Below are 19,568 nucleotides of genomic sequence, written 5' to 3'. Positions count from 1 at the left end.
GCGAAGAACGGCAGGAACGTCAGCTTGACGCCCTCGCGTGCCTCGAACGCCGCCTTGGCCCGCTGCCGCAGCCTGGCGATCCTGGTCACGTCGACCTCGACCACCTGGGTGAGCTGCGCGGCCGTCTGCAGCGACTCGACCATGCGCTTGGACACCGTCTGGCGCAGGCGGCTCATCTTCTCGGTCTTGCCACGCAGGTCGGCGCTCGGCGCGGCCGGGGCGGCGGACCGGGCGGCGGGTGCCGCGGCGGCGGGTGCGGGGGCCGGCTTCCTGGCGGCTTCGGCCGCGGCCAGCACGTCCTGCTTGCGGATGCGGCCACCGACGCCACTGCCCTTGACCGTCGACAGGTCGACGTCGTTCTCGGCGGCGAGCTTGCGCACCAGCGGCGTGACGTACGGGCCGTCACCACGCGAGCCGTTGCCGGTCTGCGCGACCGGCCTCGGCGCGGACTGCTGGGCCGCGGGCCTTGCCTCCTGCCTGGGCTCGGGCTTCGGTTCCGGCCTGGGTGCCGGCTTCGACTCGGGCTTGGCCTCCTGCTTGGGCGCCGGCTCCGGTTCGGGTTCGGGTTCCGGTTCGGGTTCGGGCTTCGCCTCGGCCTTGGGCGCCGGCTTCGACTCCTGCTTCGGCGCCGGGGAGCCGGAGCCGACGACCGCGAGCCGGCCGCCGACCTCGACGGTCTCGTCCTCGCCCGCGGTGATCTCCAGCAGCGTGCCGGCGACCGGCGACGGGATCTCGGTGTCGACCTTGTCCGTGGACACCTCGAGCAACGGCTCGTCGACCTCCACGGTGTCGCCGACCTGCTTGAGCCAGCGGGTCACGGTGCCCTCGGTGACGCTCTCGCCGAGCGCCGGCATGGTCACCGGCGTGCCGTCGCCGGAACCGCCGGACTGGTCCGAGTCGTCCGACTCCTCGGCCTGCGCCGGTTCGGGCTCCTCCTCCTGCCGCGGCTCGGGCTCGGGCTCCGCCTCGGGCTCGGCGGTGTCCGAGGCGGACCCGTCACCGGCAGAACTGTCGGCGGAACTGTCCCCGGCGCCGTCCTCGGCCGAGTCGCCGATGACCGCCAGCTCGGCGCCGACCTCGACCGTCTCGTCCTCCTCGGCGACGATCTTCTGCAGCACGCCCGCGGCTGGGGACGGGATCTCGGTGTCGACCTTGTCCGTGGACACCTCGAGCAACGGCTCGTCGACCTCTACGGTGTCGCCCACCTGCTTCAGCCACCGGGTCACGGTGCCTTCGGTGACACTCTCCCCGAGTGCCGGCATCTGGACGGAGAACGCCATGGTTTCGCTGACTCCTTGTGAACTTGTGCGGCTCTAGCCGTGCACGTGCAGCGGCTTGCCGGCCAAGGCGAGGAACGCCTCGCCCAGCGCCTCGGTCTGGGTGGGGTGGGCATGGATGAGCGGCGCAACGTCCTCGGGGTACGCCTCCCAGTTGTAGATCAGCTGGGCCTCCCCGACAAGCTCGCCGACCCGCTCGCCGACCATCGTGATACCCACCACGGGGCCGTCGGGCGCCTTGACCAGCTTGACGCCGCCGGACGTCTTGAGGATCTGGCTCTTGCCGTTGCCGCTCAGCGCGTACGTGTAGGTGTCCGCACCGCCGAACTTCTCCTTCGCCTGCGCCTCGGTGAGCCCGACGGACGCCACCTCGGGCTTGCAGTACGTGACCCGCGGGATGCCGGCCTCCTCGACGGGGCGCGGGTCGAGCCCCGCGATCTCCTCGGCGACGAAGATGCCGTGCTGGAAGCCGCGGTGCGCGAGCTGCAGGCCGGGCACCAGGTCGCCGACGGCGTAGACGCCCGGCAGGTTGGTGCGCAGCCGGTCGTCGGTGAGCACGAACCCGCGCTCCATGGTGACGCCGGCGTCCTCGTAGCCGTGGCCCGCGCTGTTGGGCCCCCGGCCGACCGCGACGAGCAGCGTCTCGGCCTCGAGCTCCTCGCCCGACTCCAGCGACACGGTCACGGCGGTCTCGTTCTGGGCCGCACCCGTGAACCTGACGCCGGTCTTGTACTTGATGCCGCGCTTGCGGAAGGCCCGCTCCAGCTGCTTGGACGCCCACTCGTCCTCGAGCGGTACCAGGCGGGGGAGCGCCTCGACGATCGTCACGTCCGCGCCGAAGGACGCCCAGACGCTCGCGAACTCGACCCCGATCACGCCGCCGCCGAGCACCACGACGCTGCGGGGCACGTAGTCCAGTTGCACGGCCTGGTCGCTGGTGATGATCCGGCCGCCGATCTCCAGGCCGGGCAGCGTCTTCGCGTACGAGCCCGTGGCGAGCACCACGTTCTTGCCCGTGTAGGTCCGCCCGTCGACCTCGACCGCGTTGGGGGCCCGGAACGTGCCCGCGCCCTCGACGACCGTGACCTTGTTGGCCTTGGCGAGGCCCTGCAGCCCCTTGTACAGGCCGGCGACGACACCGTCCTTGTAGGAGTTGACGCCCGCGATGTCGACGCCCTCGAGCGAGGACTTGATGCCGAACTGGTCGCCCTCGCGCGCCAGGTCCGCCACCTCGGCCGCGTGCAGCAGCGCCTTCGTGGGGATGCACCCGCGGTGCAGGCACGTGCCGCCCAGCTTGTCCTTCTCGACGAGGATGACGGACAGGCCGAGGCCCGCGGCGCGGAACGCGCACGCGTAGCCGCCGGAACCGCCACCCAGGATCACGAGGTCAGCGGAGGTATCGGTCACGGGATCTCCTGTGGTTCGTCGTCACCACACATCATCTTGTCACTTCGTGCGGCAGGCTTGCGAGGTGGCCGGACAGGCACAATGAAAGCGACAAATTCAACAGAGTTCTCACAACGGAGGTAGAGGCCGTGGGGTTGTTCCGGCGGAAGCGTGGGCAGGGGCAGGTGCGGTCCGCCAGCAAGGCCGACACCTCGCACCTGGACGAGTGGGCGTCGACCCGCCAGGGGGTCGAAGCCTACGTCGAGCCTCGAACCAACGTGACCGACACCACCGTCGTGCTCGTGGCGCACGACGGGGAGTGGACGAGACGGCGCATCGCGAACTTCGAGGCCGCGAGCGACTTCGCGCGGAAGCGATCCATGCCACTGTACGAGGTGGAGCGGGTCGGCTACCCGAAGCGGATGCGTGAGTACCAGGAGCGGCGGAAGCGCGAAGGCGGATCACGGTAAGACCTGTTACCCGTTCCGCCCGGGCATCGGTTGGTCAACTCGGCTTTCGGTCTCCCCAACGCTCGCATGGTCTGACAAGCTGTGGTCCCGCGATGCCACTACGTACTGGTGAGGACCATGTGAGCGTTACTGCTGTCGTCGACTTCGGCAGTTCGCACACCGTCACCGTCGTGCACGTGCGCGGTGGGGTGCCCAGGGTGGTCAATGTGGACGGTGAGCCCTACCTGCCGTCCGCCGTGTTCCTCACCGGCGACGACTCGCTCGTCGTCGGGCACGACGCCCTGCAGATGGCCGCCGTCGACCCGTCCCGGCTGGAGAGCCGGGCGAAGACGCGCATCGCCGAGCGCGAGGTGCTGCTCGGCAACACCGTCGTGCCCGTGCCGACCGTCGTGCTCGCGATCCTCGTCCGTGCCGTGAAGGCCGCGGCCGTCGTCGTCGGCGCGCCCGTCGACCACCTCGTGCTGACCCACCCCGCCGGCTGGGGGCCCGAGCAGCGCGCCGGCCTGCTGGCCGCCGCCGAGGACCTGGCGCCGCAGATCAGCACGATCGTCGAGCCGGTCGGCGCCGGCGTCTGGTACGCCACCCGCGGTCTGCTCGGCGTCGACGGGGCCGACCGGTTCCCGCTCGGGGCCGTGCTCGGTGTGCTCGACGTCGGCGGCGGCACCACCGACGTGGCCGTGGTGCGGCGCGAGCCGGCCGGGATCGTGGTGATCGGCCACGCGTCCATTCCGGACCTCGGCGGCAACGATTTCGACCAGCGGATCATCGACTACCTGCGGAACACCGTGCCGGGCCTCGCCGACGTGCTCGTCGACGTGTCCGCGCCCGGGCGGGTCAGCCTCGTGCAGCTGCGCGAGCTCGTCGCGTTCCGGCGCGAGGTGCGGCGGGCCAAGGAGCTGCTGTCCCGCCACGAGCAGGTCGAGCTGCGGCTGCCCGGCGGGCTGCCCGGGACCACGTTCACCCGCGCCGACCTGGAGCGGGTCCTGCACGCGGACCTCGACCGGATCACCGCTTTCACACTGCGCACGATCCTGCGGTCCGGGCCCGAGGCGCACCAGCTGACCGCGCTCCAGCTCGCCGGCGGGTCCACCCGGATCCCGCTGCTGCGTCGGCTGCTCGCGGAGGTCATCCCCGTCCACATCCAGCTGGACGACCAACCGGAGACCGTCGTCGCGCTCGGCGCGTGCGCGGTCGCCGTCTCCTACCAGGACCCGCGGCAAGCGCAGGACATGCCGGTCGCGCTGCCGCCGGCGAAGCCCGAACCGCGGTCACGCCGCCGCCGGCAGGCCGAGTCCCGGCAGCTCCCGCGCTCGCTCGGCGCGCTGCTGGTCGCCATGACGCTCGCGTTCATCGCGGTCGGCTACGGCATCGTCCTGCACCCGGCCGACGCGGTCACCGGCGCCGCGCTCGCGGCCACCGAGCGGTTCTCGCTGCCACCCCCGGCGACCGGCGCGGCCGTCACCCGCGGCGGGGACCCGTCGGACGGGTTGGTCACGGCCGAGCCGGGCGCGCCGGTGCGGGTGTTCGACGGGAGCACCGACGTCGACTGGACCGTGCACGACGTCACGGACCCGGCCACGGACAAGCTGGTCAAGGCCGGGGCGCGTACTCCGCCGGCGGACACGCGGTGGGTGCTCGTCGACATGTCGATCAAGGCGCGGGCCGACGCCGTGGCGCCCTACTACCTGCGGGACACGTTCCTCGCCGACGACCGGGGGCTGCTGATCCCGTCCGTGCGGGACGTGCCGCTGCCGTGCCCGACCGAGACGCCGGCCGCGCTGGACACCGGGCAGAGCGTGCGGCAGTGCCTGGCGTTCGCCGTCTCGGTGCGGACGCCGGTGCGCGCGGTCGTGATCAGCAAGGTGTCCGACGGCGAGCAGATCGGCGCGCGGGTGTCGGTCGATGGCGCGTCGCCGGCCGGTGGGCCGGTGGCCGCCAGGGCGTTGCCCCTCGGTGTCGTGCGGCCGCTGTGGCTCGGGAGCACCGCGGTGCGGGCGGCGATCGTCGACGTGGTTACCGAGCCGAGCGCGTATGTGGACAAGACGGTCGTGGACCGGCCGGGGCACCGGGCGGTGCTGGTGCGGGCGGTCGTCGAGTCGCCGGTCGGGGTGTCCGTGCCGGACCTCGCGGGCCGGGTGCTGCTGTTGGACGACCGGTCACAGCCGGTGTCGGCGCGGCAGGTGTCCGACCGCAACGGGTGCGCGGTCGGTACCGCCTCCGGGCGATTCACCGTGTGCGCCGTGTTCGTGGTGCCGACGCGCACGCCACTCGGCTCGGTCGCGTGGTCGGGTGACGACGCGCGGCCGTTCCTGTGGCAGCTGCCATGACCCTGGTGATCGACTTCGGCGCGATCAACACCGTCGGCATGGTCGACGGCCAGCTGGTGACCGTCGACGGCGCGCCGTGGCTGCCCTCGGTCGTGCACTCGGGGGTGGTCGGCGCCGACGCGTCGCTGCTGGGGCGCGGGCAGGAGAGCCGCGACCTCAAGTCGTCACTCGACCCGCTGATGGTCGGCGCGGTGTTCGCGCGGATGGTGTCGGCGGCACGTGCCCGGTTCGGGGAGGTCGGCGACGTCGTGGCCACCCATCCCGCGGTGTGGCCGCCGGAGCGGGTCGCCGTGCTGGCCAGGGCGGTCGGCGTCCCCGAGGTGCGGATGGTCCCCGAACCGGTCGCCATCGCCGCCCTCGCGCCCGCCGGCGGGACGGTGCTGGTGGTCGACGCGGGCGGCGGCACGTGGGACGTGGCCGTCGTGCGGGACCAGACCGTGGTCGCCAGCGCGGCGGTGCCGGTGGACCTCGACCAGCGCATCGTCGAACGGGTGCGCCCATCCCTGGTCGAACCGGTCAAGGACGACGCGACCCGGGCGGAGCTGCTGGCGGCCGCGCGGGTGGGCAAGGAGCTGCTGTCCCGGCACCACATCGCGGAGATCGTGCTCCCCGACCACCGTGCGGTCCGCCTGACCCGCGCCGAGTTCGAGTTCCTCATCGCCCCGGACATCACCAACCTGATGGCGATGGTGAGCGAGGTGACCACGGACGTGGCGGTCACCCACATCTCGCTGGTGGGCGGCTGCAGCCGCATCCCGCTGCTGGCGTTGCGCCTCAGCGCGGTGACCGGCCAGCAGGTGATGGCCGACCCCGAACCGGAGACGGCGGTGGCCCGCGGCGCGGCGGCGCTGAACCGCGGCCCCACGACGCCCTGAACGCCCGCGAACACGGTCCCAACGTCAGGCCATGCGGATGAGGCCTGGCCCGTGGATCTTTGTGCGAGTTCCGTACCTGATCAGCAGTCACCTCAGGGGAACGTGACGGCGCTCAGTCACAATCCGCCTCGGCACCGGCACCGTCGCCGGGACGCAACCCACACATGGAAATCCGGGGAGAGGCGGACCAGTTTAGCCGTTGTCTGCGATGTCCGACAGCAGGGCCGCCACCGTGCGGACCGGGACGCCGGTGCCGCCCTTCGCGGTGTAGCCCCACGGGGCCGCGGGGTTGAAGGCCGGGCCGGCGATGTCGATGTGGGCCCACTGCACGTTCTCGGCCACGAACTCGCGCAGGAAGATGCCCGCCGCCAGCATGCCGCCCCAGCGGTGACCCGTCACGTTGGCGATGTCCGCCAGCTTCGAGTCCAGGTCGCCGCGCAGTTCGTCCGGCAGTGGCATCGGCCAGCCGCCCTCGCCGGTCGACCTGGCGATCTCGGCGGTGCGGTCGCGGAACTCGTCGGTGCCCATGATCCCCGGGGTGCGGCGGCCGAGCGCGACCATCTGCGCGCCGGTCAGCGTGGCGATGTCGATCAGGTAGTCCGGGCCGTCCTCGCACGCGCGCACGATCGCGTCGGCCAGGATCAGGCGGCCCTCCGCGTCCGTGTTCAGCACCTCGACGGTCTTGCCCCCGTACATGGTGAGCACGTCGCCGGGGCGGTACGCCGAGCCGGACGGCATGTTCTCGGCCATCGGCACGGTCGCCGTGAGGGAGAGCGGGTACTTCAGCTTCGACGCCAGGACCATGATCGCGACGACCGCCGCCGCGCCGGACATGTCCGAGGTCATCTCGTCCATGGTCGCCGCCGGCTTGATCGAGATGCCGCCGGTGTCGAACGTGATGCCCTTGCCGACCAGCGCGACCTTCTTCCGCGCCTTCGGGCCCTGGTAGGACAGCCGCACGAGGCGCGGCGGCCGGGTCGAGCCCATGCCCACACCCAGCACGCCGCCGTAGCCACCCTTGCGCAGCGCCTTCTCGTCGAGGACCTCGACCTCCAGGCCCGCGTCCCTGCCCAGAGCCGCCGCGCGGTCCGCGAAGGACGCCGGGTACAGGTCGTTCGGCGGGGTGTTGATGAAGTCGCGCGCCGTGCGCACGGCCTCCGCGATGGCGGTCGCGGTCTTGAGCGCGGTGCGGTGCTCCTTCGCCGTGCCCTCGGCGGGCGACTCGACGTCCACCCGCTCGACCGGCGCGTCGCCCTTCTCCGAGCGGTACTCGGTGAACCGGTACGCGCCGAGCAGCGTGCCCTCGACCGCGGCCTGGAGGTCCACAGTGGACAGTGTAGTTACCGCGCGCCTGGTGCCGGCGAGCGCGCGGGCCGCGACGCCGGACGCGCGGCGCACCTGCTCGGCAGCCGGTCCGCCGTCGCCCGCCTTGCCGAGGCCGGCGGCCACCACGAGCCCGGCCTTGATCTTGCCCATGCTCGGGATCTTCACGACCTCGTCCTGCTTGCCGGTGGCGCCGACGGTGCGCAGGATCTCGGCCAGGTTGCCGCCGAACGCGGCGTCGACCCGCTCGCTCCCCGGTGCCAGCGTGACGCCCCCCGGGTCGCTGTCGGACTGCACGGTGCCGATGACCACCGCGTCAACGGTGGCCTCGTCTGCCGTGGTGGTGGTCAGTGACAGCTTGGGCGCGGTCAACGAGGGCTCCTGTCGGTTCGAGTTGTTGACGCATGCTAACTACTTGTTTCACCTCTGCCCACCGTCAGGTGGGTAGCCGCCCGTCTGACACGGTGGAGCCCGTGATCCAACCGCAATCGACCGTCGACCGCGTCGCCCGCGGTGTCGTGTCGACTTTCGGCGCCGGCCTTTTCCTTGGTCTGACGCCTGCCGCGGCTCTCGCGGGGTGGTGGCTGGTGCCCGCGATGGTGCTGGCCGCGGTGGTCGCGGTCCTGTTCGCACTGTCCACACGGGAGTCTCCGGCCGGCGGGGTCGCGCCACTAGTGGGAATACTGGGAAGGATTGCCGCCGCGGCGGCGGCCGCGACGACCTTCGGCAGGTACGTGCTGCCCGGCCGGCCCGAGGTCGGCGCGGTGATGCTCGTGATCGTGGTGGCCGGCGTGGTGCTGCTGGCGCCGCCGCTGCCGGGGGTGGTGGACCGGGTCGCGGCGGTCATCGTGGTGGGCGTGCTCGTCCTGGTCGTCGTGTCGTGCTTCGCGATCGCGCCGGTGGACCTGGCGGTCGCCCCGCCGGCGGACGCGGCCGGCGCGAACTCCCCGCTCGGTCTGGCGCCCGCGGCGTTGCTGCTCTACCTGTGCTTCGTCGGGTCGCCGAGCGCGGTGCGCTGGGAGCGGGTGGCGGTCGTCGGGGTGGCGCTGGCCGTGAGCCTGGCCGTGGCGGTCGCGGTGCTGTGGCAGCTCGGCGGGGAGCGGCTGGCGTTGTCCGCGGCGCCGCTGCGGGACGCGCTCGCGGCGGCCGATGCCGCACGCGTGGACGGGGTGCTGGTGGTCGGCGTGACCGTCGCGTCCGTGTCCGCGCTGCGCGGCGTGCTGGGGGAGATCCGCGAGCTGGCGCCGGTCCGGCCGGCCCACGTGGTCGCGTTGGCGGCCGCCGCCGCGGCGCTCGGTGGGCTGCTGCTCGAACCCGAGTACACGATCGCCGGCGCGTCCGTCCTCCTTCTCGGTGAAGCGGGAATCCGGCTTCTTGGCGGCCGCCGAGATAAGGCATAGTAGGACGTCAAACAGTCGAACTGCCGATTCTCTGAACGGCCCGAGGAGAGTTACGGTGCTCACATGACCCAGTCATTCACCAGAACTCCCCATCCGGCGCCGGCGACCCCGGAGCGGATCGCGGAAGTGTTGGCCAACCCGGGTTTTGGCGTGTACTTCACCGACCACATGGTGACCGCGCGCTGGAACCGCACCGAAGGTTGGCACGGGGCGACGGTCGAACCGTACCGCCCGATCGAGCTGGACCCCGCGGCCATGGTGCTGCACTACGGCCAGGCGATCTTCGAAGGACTCAAGGCCTACCGCCACGTCGACGGGTCCATCCAGTCGTTCCGTCCGGAGGCGAACGCCGAGCGGTTCCGCCGCTCCGCGGTCCGGCTGGCGATGCCCGAACTGCCGGACGAGCTGTTCCTCGACTCGCTGCGGGAGCTGGTGGCCGTCGACGGGCACTGGGTGCCCGAGCAGGACGAGGAATCCCTGTACCTGCGCCCGTTCATGATCTCCACCGAGGTGGGGCTGGGGGTACGGCCCTCCGCCGAGTACCTCTACCTGCTGATCGCCTCACCGGCCGGCTCGTACTTCGCGAGCGGGGTCAAGCCGGTGAACGTGTGGCTGTCGACCGAGTACGTGCGAGCCGCACCCGGCGGCACCGGTGCGGCCAAGTTCGCCGGCAACTACGCGGCGTCGCTGGTGGCGCAGGCGCAGGCCGCCGAGCAGGGCTGCGACCAGGTGGTGTGGCTGGACGCGATCGAGCGCCGCTGGGTCGAGGAGATGGGCGGGATGAACCTGTTCTTCGTCTTCGGCTCCGGTGACGACGCCCGGGTGGTGACGCCGGAGCTGTCCGGCTCGCTGCTGGCCGGCATCACCCGCGACTCGGTCCTGACGCTGGCCACCGACCTGGGTTACCCGGTCGAGGAGCGGCGCATCTCCACCGAGGAGTGGGAGAAGAAGGTCGAGTCCGGCGAGCTGACCGAGGTCTTCGCCTGCGGGACGGCCGCGGTGATCACGCCGGTCGGCTCCGTGAAGCACGCCGAGGGGTCGTTCACGATCAACGGCGGCCACTCCGGCGAGGTCTCGATGCGCCTGCGGGATGCGCTGACCGCCATCCAGCGCGGCACCGCCCCCGACACCCACGGCTGGCTGACGAAGCTCTCCTGAGCGCGGCCTGCGGAGCGCGGCATCCTCAGTTGAGGACGACCAGCACCACGGTGGTGGCGAGTTCACCGGCGGCGCCGAGGACGTCGCCGGTGATGCCGCCCAGCCGTCGCTGGACGTGGTGGATGAGCAGCAGGACGAGCCCGGTGGCGAGCACGATCGCCACCGGGCCTCGGTATGGATGGGCGATGTCGGCCAGCGGTGACACCAGCAGCACGCCGATCAGCCAGAAGACCGGCGCCGCGAGTGGCTGGGTGCCGGCGACCAGCGCCCCGAGCCCTTCCGGCCGCGCGGCCGGCACGCCGTGGCAGCACAGCACGAACGCCACCCGCCCGGTGGTGACGGCGAGGATCACCGCGGGCCAGTCGTGGATGGCGGCGGCCTGGAGGCCCAGCACCAGGACCAGCGCGACCACCCCGAACGGTCCGACCGGTCCGTCCCGCATGATCGCGAGCGCCCGTTCGGGCCCCCGGTAGGAGCCGAGGCCGTCGGCGGTGTCGGCGAGCCCGTCGAGGTGCATGCCGCGGGTCGCGAGCGCCAGGAACGCGACGACGAGCAGGCCGGCGAGCAGCCCGCCGACCCCGACGAGGTTCAGCAGCGCCAGCAGCCCGCCGGCCGCGCCCCCGAGCACGAGCCCCACGAGCGGCGCCGAGGAGATCGCGGCGCCGGCGAGCGCGCGGTCCACGTGCCGCACCGGCACGGGCAGCACGGTGAGCCAGGAGAACGCGAGCCGCACCCCGGCGAGCACTACTCGGTCCCTGCCGGCTCTTCCTGTTCCGTCGGGGTATCCGGGCCGCCGCTCACGCCCGCGTCCTCGAACGTGGCCATGTCGAGCAGGACCTGGGCGGCCATCGTGAGCAGGGGGATCGCGGCCGTCGCCCCGGAGCCCTCGCCGAGCCGCATGTTCAGCTCCAGCAGCGGCTTGAGGTCCAGATGCTCCAGCACCAGCGTGTGCGCCGGCTCGGTCGACCGGTGCCCGGCCACCCACCACGCCCGCGCACCGGGCGCCAGCTCCTCGGCCAGCAACGCCGCCGCACCGGACACGACACCGTCCAGCACCACCGGCGTCCGACGCACGGCCGCCTGCGCGAGGAACGCCGCCATGGCCGCGATGTCCGCCCCGGCCGTGGTTCTCAGCAGCGCCACGGGGTCCGCCGTGACCGGCTTGGCCCGGCGGAGCGCGTCCCGGATGGCGGCCGTCTTGCGCATCCACGCCCGGTCGTCGATGCCCGTACCCCGCCCGACCACCGCCACCGGCTCACTACCCGTGATGGCGGCGACCAGCACGGCAGCCGGCGTGGTGTTGGCGATGCCCATGTCCCCGGCGACCAGCAGGTCGGCACCGGAGTCGACCTCCTCGTCCGCGATGGCCCTGCCGGCTGCCAGGGCGGCCTCGACCTCCTCCTCGCTGAGCGCGTCCTCCCGATCGATGGAGCCCGACGACCGCCGGACCTTCCGGTCACCAGCGGAGGTGTCCGCGGCCACGGCCATGTCCACCACCCGCACGGTCGCCCCGGCGACGCCCGCCAGCACGTTGATGGCCGCGCCGCCGCCCTGGAAGTTGGCCACCATCTGCGCGGTGACCTCACTCGGGTAAGCAGACACACCATGCGCGGCCACCCCGTGATCCCCCGCGAAGACCACCACCCGCGCCCGCTGCAGCGGCCGCGGCGGACAGGTCCCCTGACACGCGGCGAGCCACGTGCCCAGCTCCTCGAGCCGGCCGAGCGAGCCGCGTGGCTTGGTCAACCGCGCGTGCCGCTCCTCCGCTGCCTGCCGCACGGTCTCGTCGGGCGGGCTGACGACATCGAACTCCATCGAGACTCCTCCGGGTGAGTCAGCGCAGCCGCAGGGGAATGCCGGCCACCAGCAACACCACCTCGACACACCGTTCCGCGAGACTCGCGTTGAGCATGCCGAGCTGATCGCGGAAGAGCCTGCCAGAACGCGTAGCGGGCACCACGCCGAGGCCAACCTCCGCCGACACGAGCACCAACTCCGCCGCCGACGCGCCCACCGCGCCAACCAGCCGCCCACACTCCCGCCGCACGTCGTCCAGCCCACCCTCGTCCGAGCCGTCCCACACCCCGCGGTCGTCCATCACCCCGGCCAACCAGGTCGCAAGGTCGTCCACGATGACGGGCCCCGTCACCTCCGCCAGGAAGCCGGCCAGATCCGCAGGCTCAACCGTCCGCCACCCCGACGGCCGACGAGCGACGTGGGCCGCGATCCGCGCCGCCCACTCGCCATCCCCAGGGTCGACCCGCGCGGTCGCCACATAGGTCGCGTGCTCGGAGGGCATGAGACCTTCCGCATGCGCCGACTTCCCGGAACGAGCACCACCGAGCACCAGAGTCGCCACAAAACCGGACGCTATCGTGTGCAGCTGTGGAGTACCGCTGGAGCCATGACGGATCACCAGTGTTCGACGACCAGCCCACCGCCGAGGACTGGCTCTCCGCCCACTGGCGAGACCTCATCGAAGCCGACATCGACGAGGTAACCCTCCTACGCGACGGCGAGCCCGTATACGGCCCGATGAGCCTGCACCAATGAACCCGAGATGCAACCGCAGCCATGCGGCCACGGGGGTGTGAAGCAGGCTTGGCGAGGCAGGTTCGGTTGCCAAGTTCGGCCTCGTGCGCTCGCGGCTGTCGTCGGTGGCTGATGGGGTGGGGAGTGGGTTTGGCGAGGCAGGTTTGATTGGCCAAGTTCGGCCTCGTGCACTCCCGGCCATCGCTGGCGGCCGACAGGGGCGTGGAGCGGACTTGGCCAGCCAGGCTCGATTACCAAGCCAGCCCTCTCGTGCACCCCGGGCCATCGCTCCGGCCAGATGGGGCCACGAAGCGGGCTTGGCCAGCCAGGCTCGATTGCCAAGCCCCTCATGCACCCCGGGCCGCCGCCCCCGGTCGCACGGGGGGCCGTGAAGCGGACCTGGCCAGCCAGGCTCAGTTGCCAAGCCCTCTCATGCACCCCGGGCCACTGCTCCCGGCCACACGGGGGCCGTGAAGCGGACCTGGCCAACCAAGCTCAATTGCCAAGCCCCTCACACACACCCCCGGCCACCGCCCCCCGCCCACGAGGGCATGAAGCGGACCTGGCCAACCATCCCCGTCGCCAACCCCTCCCCACGCACCCCCGGCCCACCCCCGGCCCCACCCAGCCCCAACCAAGACGCAGAAACCCCTCACCCACCAAGACCAGGATCGCTGATAACCACCCCCTCCAACACCTCATCGATCTTCTTCAACACCTCAGCATCCAACTTGACCCCAGCCGCCCTGACGTTCTCCGTGACCTGCTCAGGCCGGGTGGCGCCGATGATCGCCGACCCGACGTTCGGGTTCTGGAGCACCCAGGCGATCGCCAGCTGCGCCATGGACAGCCCGACCTCCTCGGCAATGGGCTTGAGCAGTTGGACCTTCTCCAGCAGCTCGTTGTTCTCGAGGAAGCGCGAGATGAAGTTCCCGCCCTGCTGGTCGGTGGCTCGGGAACCGGCGGGCGGCGGCTGGCCGGGCAGGTACTTGCCCGTGAGCACGCCCTGAGCGATCGGCGACCAGACGATCTGTCCGAGGCCGGCCTCCTCACTCGCCGGCACGACCTCGGGCTCGATGACCCGCCACAGCATCGAGTACTGCGGCTGGTTGGAGATGAACGGCACCTTCAGCTCACGGGCCAGCTCGGCGCCCGCCCTGATCTGGTCGGCCTTCCACTCCGAGACGCCGATGTAGAGCACCTTGCCGGCCCGCACGATGTCCGCGAACGCGAGGAACGTCTCCTCCAACGGCACCGTCGGGTCGAACCGGTGCGCCTGGTAGACGTCGATGTAGTCGGTCTGCAGGCGCTTGAGCGAGCCGTTGACCGACTCGGTGATGTGCTTGCGGCCCAGGCCCCGGTCGTTCGGGCCGCCCGGTCCGGTGGGCCAGAACACCTTCGTGAGGATCTCCAGGCTCTCCCGCCGCTGCCCGGCCAGCGCGCGCCCGAGCACGGACTCCGCGCGGGTGTTCGCGTAGACGTCCGCGGTGTCGAAGGTGGTGATCCCGGAGTCCAGGGCGGCCTTCACGCAGGCGTGTGCCTGCTCCTCCTCGACCTGGGACCCGTGGGTGATCCAGTTGCCGTACGAGATCTCACTGACGTTGAGACCGCTGCGGCCAAGACGACGAAACTCCATGAGGACCAACTTAACGGTGGAGTCGCTCCAGGATCGGGGGTGAGCGCTTGCCTGTGGACAAGTGACCGACCTGTGGACAACTCAGCGGCGGAAGCCGCCCTCGGTGTTGATCACCTGGCCGGTGATCCAGCGGGCCTCGTCGGTGGCCAGCCACGCGATCAGGCGGGCGGGGTCGTCCGGGTCGCCCCAGCGGCCGGCCGGGAAGCGGGCCGCCACCTCGGCATGGACGTCCGGCGGGGCGTAACCCGTGTCGACCGGGCCGGGGTTGACGGCGTTCACCGTGATGCCCTGGTCCGCCAGCTCCTCGGCCAGGGTGGCCGTGATCGACCACAGGGCGCCCTTGCTCGCCGCGTAGGCCACCTCGCCCGGCATCGGGCCCTCGTTCTGGCCGGACGTGAGGAAGATCAGCCGCCCGGGGCCGCCCAGTGCGGCGAAGGCCCGAGCCAGCAGGATCGACGCGCGGGCGTTGACCGTCCAGTGGGCGTCCAGCAGCTGCGCGGTCACGGCCGACAGGGGACCGTCCGAACCCGACCGGGCGTGGTTGCACACCAGGATGTCCAACCGCCCGAGCGCGGACACCGCCGCGGACACCAGCGCCGCGGGCGCCTCCGGATCGGCCAGGTCGGCCGACATGTTCGCCACCTCCGCGGGCGCGACGGCCACCGCACGCACGCCGTCGACCACCGCGGGCACCTCGTCGGCACCCCAGGGCTGCGCGGCGTCGTGCGGGCTGAAGTGGTGCACGAAGACGGAGGCCCCGTACGCGGCGAGCCGCCGACAGGTGGCGTACCCGATGCCCTTCCGCCGCGAGGCCCCCGTCACCAGCGCGACCCGACCGCGCAGCGGCAGCGGGTCGCGGGACAGTTCACTCAACCTTGACGCCGGGGGACACCCTCGGCTTCGGCACCCGCAGCTTGCGGATCTGTGACGCGCGGATGAACGCGTACCAGCCGACCGACAGCCCGCGGACCGGCTCCTTCGGGAACTTCTGCCGCACCTTCCGGGTGATCCTGCCGCCCGCCAGCACGCCCTCGATGATCATCGCGACCAGCATCAGCAGGCACAGCAGCGTCGTGAGGCTCTGCACGCGGGCGTTCGGCACCAGCAGCGCGACGAAGATCAGGATCGCGAGCGGCATGAACAGCCCGAGCAGGTTGCGGCGCGAGTCGATGTAGTCCCGGATGTACGCCTTGACCGGGCCGCGGTCGCGGGGCATCAGGTACTTCTCGTCGCCCGCCATCATGCGTTCGCGCTGCTTGACGCGGACCTCCCGGCGCTTGGCGGCGAGCTCCTTGCGCTCGTCCTTGTTGCCGCGCGCCCGCTTGATCGCCTCGCGGGTCGTGCGTGGGGGCGGCGCGACGGGGCCGCGCCTGCGCTGCTCGGCCTCCCGGCGCTTGGGCGTCGGCCGGCCCTTGGCCGCGGTGTGGGCCTTGCTCGCGGCGAGGTCCTCCTCCGCAGCCTCGACCTCACCGGTGTCGTCGGCGGACTCTGCTTCTTTACGGCGAAGGAACCTCACACGCCAAAGAGTAAAGGAGGCCACATTACGCTTTGCCCATGCGGGTCCTGATCGCTCCTGACTGCTTCGGTGGGACGTTGACCGCGCCGGAGGCCGCCGTGGCCATCGCCGCCGGGTGGCGCAGTGGTGCGCCTGACGACGAGCTCACCCTCTGTCCACTGGCCGACGGCGGCCCCGGCTTCGTCGAGGTGCTCAGATCGGCCCTCGACGGCGACCTCCACCACCGGACGGTCGCGGGTCCGCTCGGCGGGCCGGTGGACGCCGTGTGGCTCGAACACGAGGGGACGGCGTACATCGAGTGCGCCCAGGCCTGCGGGCTGACCCTCGTCCCCCGCGAGGAGCGGGACGCGCTGGCCGCGAACACGATCGGTGTCGGCGAGCTCATCGCGCACGCGCTCGAGCACAAAGTGCACACGATCGTTGTCGGTCTCGGCGGGTCCGGCAGCACGGACGGTGGCTCCGGCATGCTCCGCGCACTCGGTGCCATCCCCGTGGGTGTCGACGGTGACCCGCTGTCACCCGGCGGTGGTCCGCTGATCGACACCGTGCGGCTCGTCGGCCAGGTCGATCTCGGTGACGTGACCCTCGTCGCGGCCTCCGACGTGGAGAACCCACTGCTCGGCAAGGACGGCGCCGCGCGTGTGTTCGGCCCCCAGAAGGGCGCCGACGACCTGGCCGTTCGCCGGCTGGAGCGGTCGCTGACCCGCTGGGCGGACCTGCTGGCCGGGATCGCGGGGCGGGATGTCCGGGACGAACCGGGCGCGGGCGCGGCCGGCGGGCTCGGCGCGGCGCTGATCGCGCTGGGCGCGACCGTGGAGTCCGGCGCCGGGGTGGTGCGCCGGCTCACCGGCCTCGACAAGGCCCTCGACCAGGCCCAGCTCGTGCTCACCGGCGAGGGCAGCTTCGACTTCCAGTCGCTGCGCGGCAAGCTCGTGACCAGGGTCTCCGGCGCGGCGGCCGAGCGCGGCACGCCGTGTGTCGTGCTCGCCGGGCAGGTCAGCGTCGGCCGGCGCCGGGCCGCGTCCGCCGGGGTCACGCACGCGTACTCCGTCGCCGAACACGTCGGTTCGGCCGAGGCGTCGCTGGCCGACCCGGCGGGCACACTGAGTGATCTCGCCAAACATGTCTCCACCCAATGGCGGCTGTGAGAGCACCCAGTGGCGGCGGTAACAGCCAGGGTTGAGCGGGGTGTGTCACCATGGGTGGAGGAGTACGGGGAATAACGGCGGCGTGGCCGGGATTGACCCCAGGTAATACGTCCGAAAGGTCGAGGGAGAACCATGACGACCGCCCAGGAGAACACCACCGAGACGGAGACGCACGGCGTGCTCGTGTCGGACGCGGCAGCCACCAAGGCCAAGGCCCTGCTGGAGCAGGAGGGCCGTGACGACATGCACCTGCGCATCGCCGTCCAGCCCGGTGGCTGCGCCGGCCTGCGTTACCAGCTGTTCTTCGACGAGCGCACGCTCGACGGTGACCTGTTCCGTGACTTCAACGGCCTGAAGGTGGCCGTTGACCGGATGAGCGCCCCGTACGTGAACGGCGCGACGATCGACTTCGTCGACACCATCGAGAAGCAGGGCTTCACCATCGACAACCCCAACGCCGGCGGTTCCTGCGCCTGCGGCGACTCGTTCCACTGAGTCCAGCGCGGTACTGAAGTCAGACACGGTGATGGGCCGCGGCCACAGGTCGCGGCCCATCACTGCTCACACGTAGTCCTCCAGGCTGCTGACCTGGGCGAATGTGACGTCGTCCACTTCCCACGGCGTAACCGCGCGCGGGCCGGGGAGGTCGGGTTCGCACGTCATCAGTGTCGTCGGGATGTCGGCGCAGTCCGCGATCAGCTGGGCGTAGGACTCGGGTTCAGGTGTGGTCACAGCTCGAACTTAGGTCGCACGTGTTGTCCCGGACAGCCTTACCAATCGGTAGTGTCGAAGGCGTCCCCGGGTGGGGCGCGGTCCGTGGCGCCGACTAACGTTCACTCCCGCTGTTCACCCCACTTGACGACCACCAGACAGGGGAATCCCTCGTGCCAGTCGCCGTCTCCGGAAGCATCGCCACCGATCACCTCATGCACTTCCCGGGCAGGTTCGCCGAGCAGCTCGTGGCGGAGCAGCTGCACCGGATTTCGCTGAGCTTCCTCGTCGATGACCTGGTCGTGCGGCGTGGCGGGATCGGCGCCAACATCGCGTTCGGCATGGGTGTGCTGGGTGGGTCGCCCGTGCTCGTCGGTGCGGTCGGGGAGGACTTCGCGGACTACCGGTCCTGGCTGGAGCGGCACGGTGTGGACTGCTCCGGCGTGCACGTCTCCGAGGTCGCGCACACCGCGCGGTTCGTGTGCACGACCGACGACGACATGTGCCAGATCGCCTCGTTCTACGCGGGCGCGATGGCCGAGGCACGCAACATCGAGCTGCGCCCGGTGGCCGAGCGGGTGGGCGGTCTCGACCTCGTGCTGATCAGCCCGGACGACCCGGACGCGATGCTGCGCCACGCCGAGGAGTGCCGGCAGCTGGGGTACGAGTTCGCCGCGGACCCGTCGCAGCAGCTGGCGCGCATGTCCGGCGAGCAGATCCGGGCGTTCGTCGAGGGCGCCAAGTACCTGTTCAGCAACGACTACGAGTGGGAGCTGCTGCGGCAGAAGACCGGCTGGTCGGAGCAGGACGTGCTCGCGCGGGTCGGGATGCGGATCACCACGCTCGGGGAGAAGGGTGTCGAGATGGTCGACGCCGGCGGGACCGCGATCCACGTGTCCGCCGTGCCGGAGACGATCAAGGCCGACCCGACCGGCGTCGGGGACGCGTTCCGGGCCGGGCTGCTGGCCGGCCTGGAGAAGGGGCTCGAGCTGGAGCGCGCCGCCCAGCTCGGGTCGTACATCGCGGTGCTCGTGCTCGAGACCGTCGGCCCGCAGGAGTGGGTGCTGGACACCGCGCTCGCCCTGTCCCGGATCGGCGCCGCCTACGGCCCGGAGGCGGCCGAGGAGATCAGCGCCATCCTTCCTTAACCTTTTCGTAGGTACTCCGATGCGGTGACACCTGGTACTGCTAGTAGCCATGCGTGCTCTAGCGGTCACCGTGGTGTTCATGCTCGTCCTCGTCGGGGTCGCGTCCGCGGACGTCGGGCCCTGGCGCGTGCTCGGCTCCGACGTGGCGCGTCCCCTGGACGAGAGCCAGGGACTCGCCGTCGTCGAGCGCCCGTCCGGGACGACCGTGAAGTACACGGGCGTCGGCACGATCCCGGCGTCCATCTCGTCGCGCGGCTGGAACCACGTGGGTGACCCGGGCGCCGGCCACGGTTACTACGTGGAGCCCTACCAGCGGGACGACCGGGGGGCCAAGCTGTTCCGCGTCCAGGCCCCGGACGGCACGTGGTCGGAGTACCAGCACGCGCTGGAGTCCTGGGAGGCGACGAACAACTCGTTCGCCGCGGTCTCGCCGGACGGGCGGTGGATGGTTGCCGGCGAGTGGGGCACCATGACCCGGCTCCTCGTGCACCCGATGCCGGGGATCGCGTTCACCAACCCCGCCGCCAACCTCCCGTACGCGTCCGCGATCCGGCTCGACCGGCCGGTGCGGGACGTCCAGGGCTGCGACTTCGTGACCGCGACGCAGCTGCTGTGCTCCTCGGACGACCCCGACGGCTCGCTGTTCGGCACCACCAAGCCG

20 protein-coding genes are annotated in these 19,568 nt (G+C 71.6%); 10 read left to right on the top strand and 10 right to left on the bottom strand.

Going from position 1 to position 19,568, the window contains the following annotated elements; genetic code table 11:
• On the bottom strand, positions 1-1,280 hold a 1,280-nt coding region (gene sucB / locus ACJ73U_RS44455; RefSeq protein WP_407783822.1), incomplete at its 3' end, for a 2-oxoglutarate dehydrogenase, E2 component, dihydrolipoamide succinyltransferase.
• 33 nt (positions 1,281-1,313) lie between these two features.
• Complete coding sequence (gene lpdA / locus ACJ73U_RS44450; RefSeq protein WP_407783821.1) at positions 1,314-2,684, bottom strand: dihydrolipoyl dehydrogenase; 1,371 nt, start codon at positions 2,682-2,684, stop codon at positions 1,314-1,316.
• Between the two features lie 128 nt (positions 2,685-2,812).
• Here lpdA and ACJ73U_RS44445 point away from each other — a divergent pair, with 128 nt between their 5' ends.
• The 3 genes from ACJ73U_RS44445 to ACJ73U_RS44435 all read left to right on the top strand — a co-directional run bounded on the left by ACJ73U_RS44445 (position 2,813) and on the right by ACJ73U_RS44435 (position 6,335).
• Positions 2,813-3,133 carry an oxidoreductase gene (locus ACJ73U_RS44445; protein WP_407783820.1) on the top strand — a complete coding sequence of 107 codons (321 nt, stop codon included), beginning with the start codon at positions 2,813-2,815 and terminating at the stop codon, positions 3,131-3,133.
• Positions 3,134-3,252: 119 nt separating this feature from the next.
• The gene (locus tag ACJ73U_RS44440; RefSeq protein ID WP_407783819.1) at positions 3,253-5,460 is read left to right on the top strand and encodes an Hsp70 family protein; all 2,208 of its coding nucleotides are present in this window, start codon (positions 3,253-3,255) and stop codon (positions 5,458-5,460) included.
• Entirely contained in the window at positions 5,457-6,335 is an 879-nt protein-coding gene (locus ACJ73U_RS44435) for an Hsp70 family protein (protein ID WP_407783818.1), read from the top strand. The genes ACJ73U_RS44440 and ACJ73U_RS44435 overlap by 4 nt, the downstream gene beginning before the upstream one ends.
• A gap of 192 nt (positions 6,336-6,527) precedes the next feature.
• Here ACJ73U_RS44435 and ACJ73U_RS44430 read toward each other — a convergent pair whose 3' ends face one another.
• Positions 6,528-8,030 carry a leucyl aminopeptidase gene (locus tag ACJ73U_RS44430; protein WP_407783817.1) on the bottom strand — a complete coding sequence of 501 codons (1,503 nt, stop codon included), beginning with the start codon at positions 8,028-8,030 and terminating at the stop codon, positions 6,528-6,530.
• A gap of 101 nt (positions 8,031-8,131) precedes the next feature.
• Between ACJ73U_RS44430 and ACJ73U_RS44425 the strand changes: the two genes are divergently transcribed.
• Both ACJ73U_RS44425 and ACJ73U_RS44420 read left to right on the top strand, forming a co-directional pair.
• The gene (locus ACJ73U_RS44425) at positions 8,132-9,058 is read left to right on the top strand and encodes a hypothetical protein (protein ID WP_407783816.1); all 927 of its coding nucleotides are present in this window, start codon (positions 8,132-8,134) and stop codon (positions 9,056-9,058) included.
• Between the two features lie 63 nt (positions 9,059-9,121).
• Positions 9,122-10,216, top strand: a complete 1,095-nt coding sequence (locus tag ACJ73U_RS44420; RefSeq protein ID WP_407783815.1) for a branched-chain amino acid aminotransferase — start codon at positions 9,122-9,124, stop codon at positions 10,214-10,216.
• A gap of 25 nt (positions 10,217-10,241) precedes the next feature.
• Here the strand turns inward: ACJ73U_RS44420 and ACJ73U_RS44415 are convergent, their stop codons facing one another.
• From ACJ73U_RS44415 to ACJ73U_RS44405, 3 genes are read right to left on the bottom strand one after another with little or no spacing between them, the layout of a single operon-like run.
• Positions 10,242-10,961, bottom strand: coding sequence for an adenosylcobinamide-GDP ribazoletransferase (locus ACJ73U_RS44415; protein ID WP_407783814.1), 720 nt, complete (start codon positions 10,959-10,961; stop codon positions 10,242-10,244).
• Positions 10,961-12,031, bottom strand: coding sequence for a nicotinate-nucleotide--dimethylbenzimidazole phosphoribosyltransferase (gene cobT / locus ACJ73U_RS44410; RefSeq protein WP_407783813.1), 1,071 nt, complete (start codon positions 12,029-12,031; stop codon positions 10,961-10,963). Before cobT ends, ACJ73U_RS44415 begins: the two co-directional genes overlap by 1 nt.
• Positions 12,032-12,050: 19 nt before the next feature.
• Positions 12,051-12,575: a bifunctional adenosylcobinamide kinase/adenosylcobinamide-phosphate guanylyltransferase gene (locus tag ACJ73U_RS44405; RefSeq protein WP_407783812.1), complete on the bottom strand. Its 525-nt coding sequence runs from the start codon at positions 12,573-12,575 to the stop codon at positions 12,051-12,053.
• A gap of 59 nt (positions 12,576-12,634) precedes the next feature.
• Here ACJ73U_RS44405 and ACJ73U_RS44400 point away from each other — a divergent pair, with 59 nt between their 5' ends.
• Complete coding sequence (locus ACJ73U_RS44400) at positions 12,635-12,769, top strand: hypothetical protein (RefSeq protein ID WP_407783811.1); 135 nt, start codon at positions 12,635-12,637, stop codon at positions 12,767-12,769.
• Between the two features lie 631 nt (positions 12,770-13,400).
• On the opposite strand, the gene ACJ73U_RS44395 is transcribed toward ACJ73U_RS44400, so the two are convergent.
• The 3 genes from ACJ73U_RS44395 to ACJ73U_RS44385 form a co-directional block, all read right to left on the bottom strand.
• Positions 13,401-14,384: an aldo/keto reductase family protein gene (locus ACJ73U_RS44395; RefSeq protein ID WP_407783810.1), complete on the bottom strand. Its 984-nt coding sequence runs from the start codon at positions 14,382-14,384 to the stop codon at positions 13,401-13,403.
• An 81-nt stretch (positions 14,385-14,465) separates the two neighbouring features.
• Positions 14,466-15,257, bottom strand: a complete 792-nt coding sequence (locus ACJ73U_RS44390; protein ID WP_407783809.1) for an SDR family oxidoreductase — start codon at positions 15,255-15,257, stop codon at positions 14,466-14,468.
• Positions 15,250-15,900: a DUF3043 domain-containing protein gene (locus ACJ73U_RS44385; RefSeq protein ID WP_407783808.1), complete on the bottom strand. Its 651-nt coding sequence runs from the start codon at positions 15,898-15,900 to the stop codon at positions 15,250-15,252. The genes ACJ73U_RS44390 and ACJ73U_RS44385 overlap by 8 nt, the downstream gene beginning before the upstream one ends.
• Positions 15,901-15,938: 38 nt before the next feature.
• On the opposite strand from ACJ73U_RS44385, the gene ACJ73U_RS44380 reads away from it, so the two are divergent.
• Entirely contained in the window at positions 15,939-17,048 is a 1,110-nt protein-coding gene (locus tag ACJ73U_RS44380; protein ID WP_407783807.1) for a glycerate kinase, read from the top strand.
• A gap of 132 nt (positions 17,049-17,180) precedes the next feature.
• Positions 17,181-17,543 (top strand): HesB/IscA family protein, encoded by a 363-nt coding sequence (locus ACJ73U_RS44375; RefSeq protein WP_407783806.1) that lies wholly within the window; start codon positions 17,181-17,183, stop codon positions 17,541-17,543.
• A 66-nt stretch (positions 17,544-17,609) separates the two neighbouring features.
• Here ACJ73U_RS44375 and ACJ73U_RS44370 read toward each other — a convergent pair whose 3' ends face one another.
• On the bottom strand, positions 17,610-17,780 hold the full coding sequence (locus tag ACJ73U_RS44370) for a hypothetical protein (RefSeq protein ID WP_407783805.1): 171 nt from the start codon (positions 17,778-17,780) through the stop codon (positions 17,610-17,612).
• A 194-nt stretch (positions 17,781-17,974) separates the two neighbouring features.
• On the opposite strand from ACJ73U_RS44370, the gene ACJ73U_RS44365 reads away from it, so the two are divergent.
• Together ACJ73U_RS44365 and ACJ73U_RS44360 are read left to right on the top strand one after the other, a co-directional pair.
• Entirely contained in the window at positions 17,975-18,907 is a 933-nt protein-coding gene (locus ACJ73U_RS44365) for a carbohydrate kinase family protein (protein WP_407783823.1), read from the top strand.
• Between the two features lie 49 nt (positions 18,908-18,956).
• A partial coding sequence (locus ACJ73U_RS44360; RefSeq protein ID WP_407783804.1) for a hypothetical protein occupies positions 18,957-19,568 on the top strand: 612 nt, incomplete at its 3' end.

This window comes from Actinophytocola sp., assembly GCF_045807065.1.
In the GTDB taxonomy this organism is placed as follows: Bacteria; Actinomycetota; Actinomycetes; order Mycobacteriales; family Pseudonocardiaceae; genus Actinophytocola.
This window is presented reverse-complemented; position numbering and strand designations above follow the sequence as displayed.

What these genes read in the sequence shown, in the direction of transcription:
- ACJ73U_RS44365 (WP_407783823.1), top strand. Translation starts at nt 17,975, where the DNA reads ATGCACTTCCCGGGCAGGTTCGCCGAGCAGCTCGTGGCGGAGCAGCTG.
- ACJ73U_RS44395 (WP_407783810.1), bottom strand. Translation starts at nt 14,384, where the DNA reads ATGGAGTTTCGTCGTCTTGGCCGCAGCGGTCTCAACGTCAGTGAGATC.
- ACJ73U_RS44420 (WP_407783815.1), top strand. Translation starts at nt 9,122, where the DNA reads ATGACCCAGTCATTCACCAGAACTCCCCATCCGGCGCCGGCGACCCCG.
- ACJ73U_RS44435 (WP_407783818.1), top strand. Translation starts at nt 5,457, where the DNA reads ATGACCCTGGTGATCGACTTCGGCGCGATCAACACCGTCGGCATGGTC.
- ACJ73U_RS44375 (WP_407783806.1), top strand. Translation starts at nt 17,181, where the DNA reads ATGACGACCGCCCAGGAGAACACCACCGAGACGGAGACGCACGGCGTG.
- ACJ73U_RS44380 (WP_407783807.1), top strand. Translation starts at nt 15,939, where the DNA reads ATGCGGGTCCTGATCGCTCCTGACTGCTTCGGTGGGACGTTGACCGCG.
- cobT (WP_407783813.1), bottom strand. Translation starts at nt 12,031, where the DNA reads ATGGAGTTCGATGTCGTCAGCCCGCCCGACGAGACCGTGCGGCAGGCA.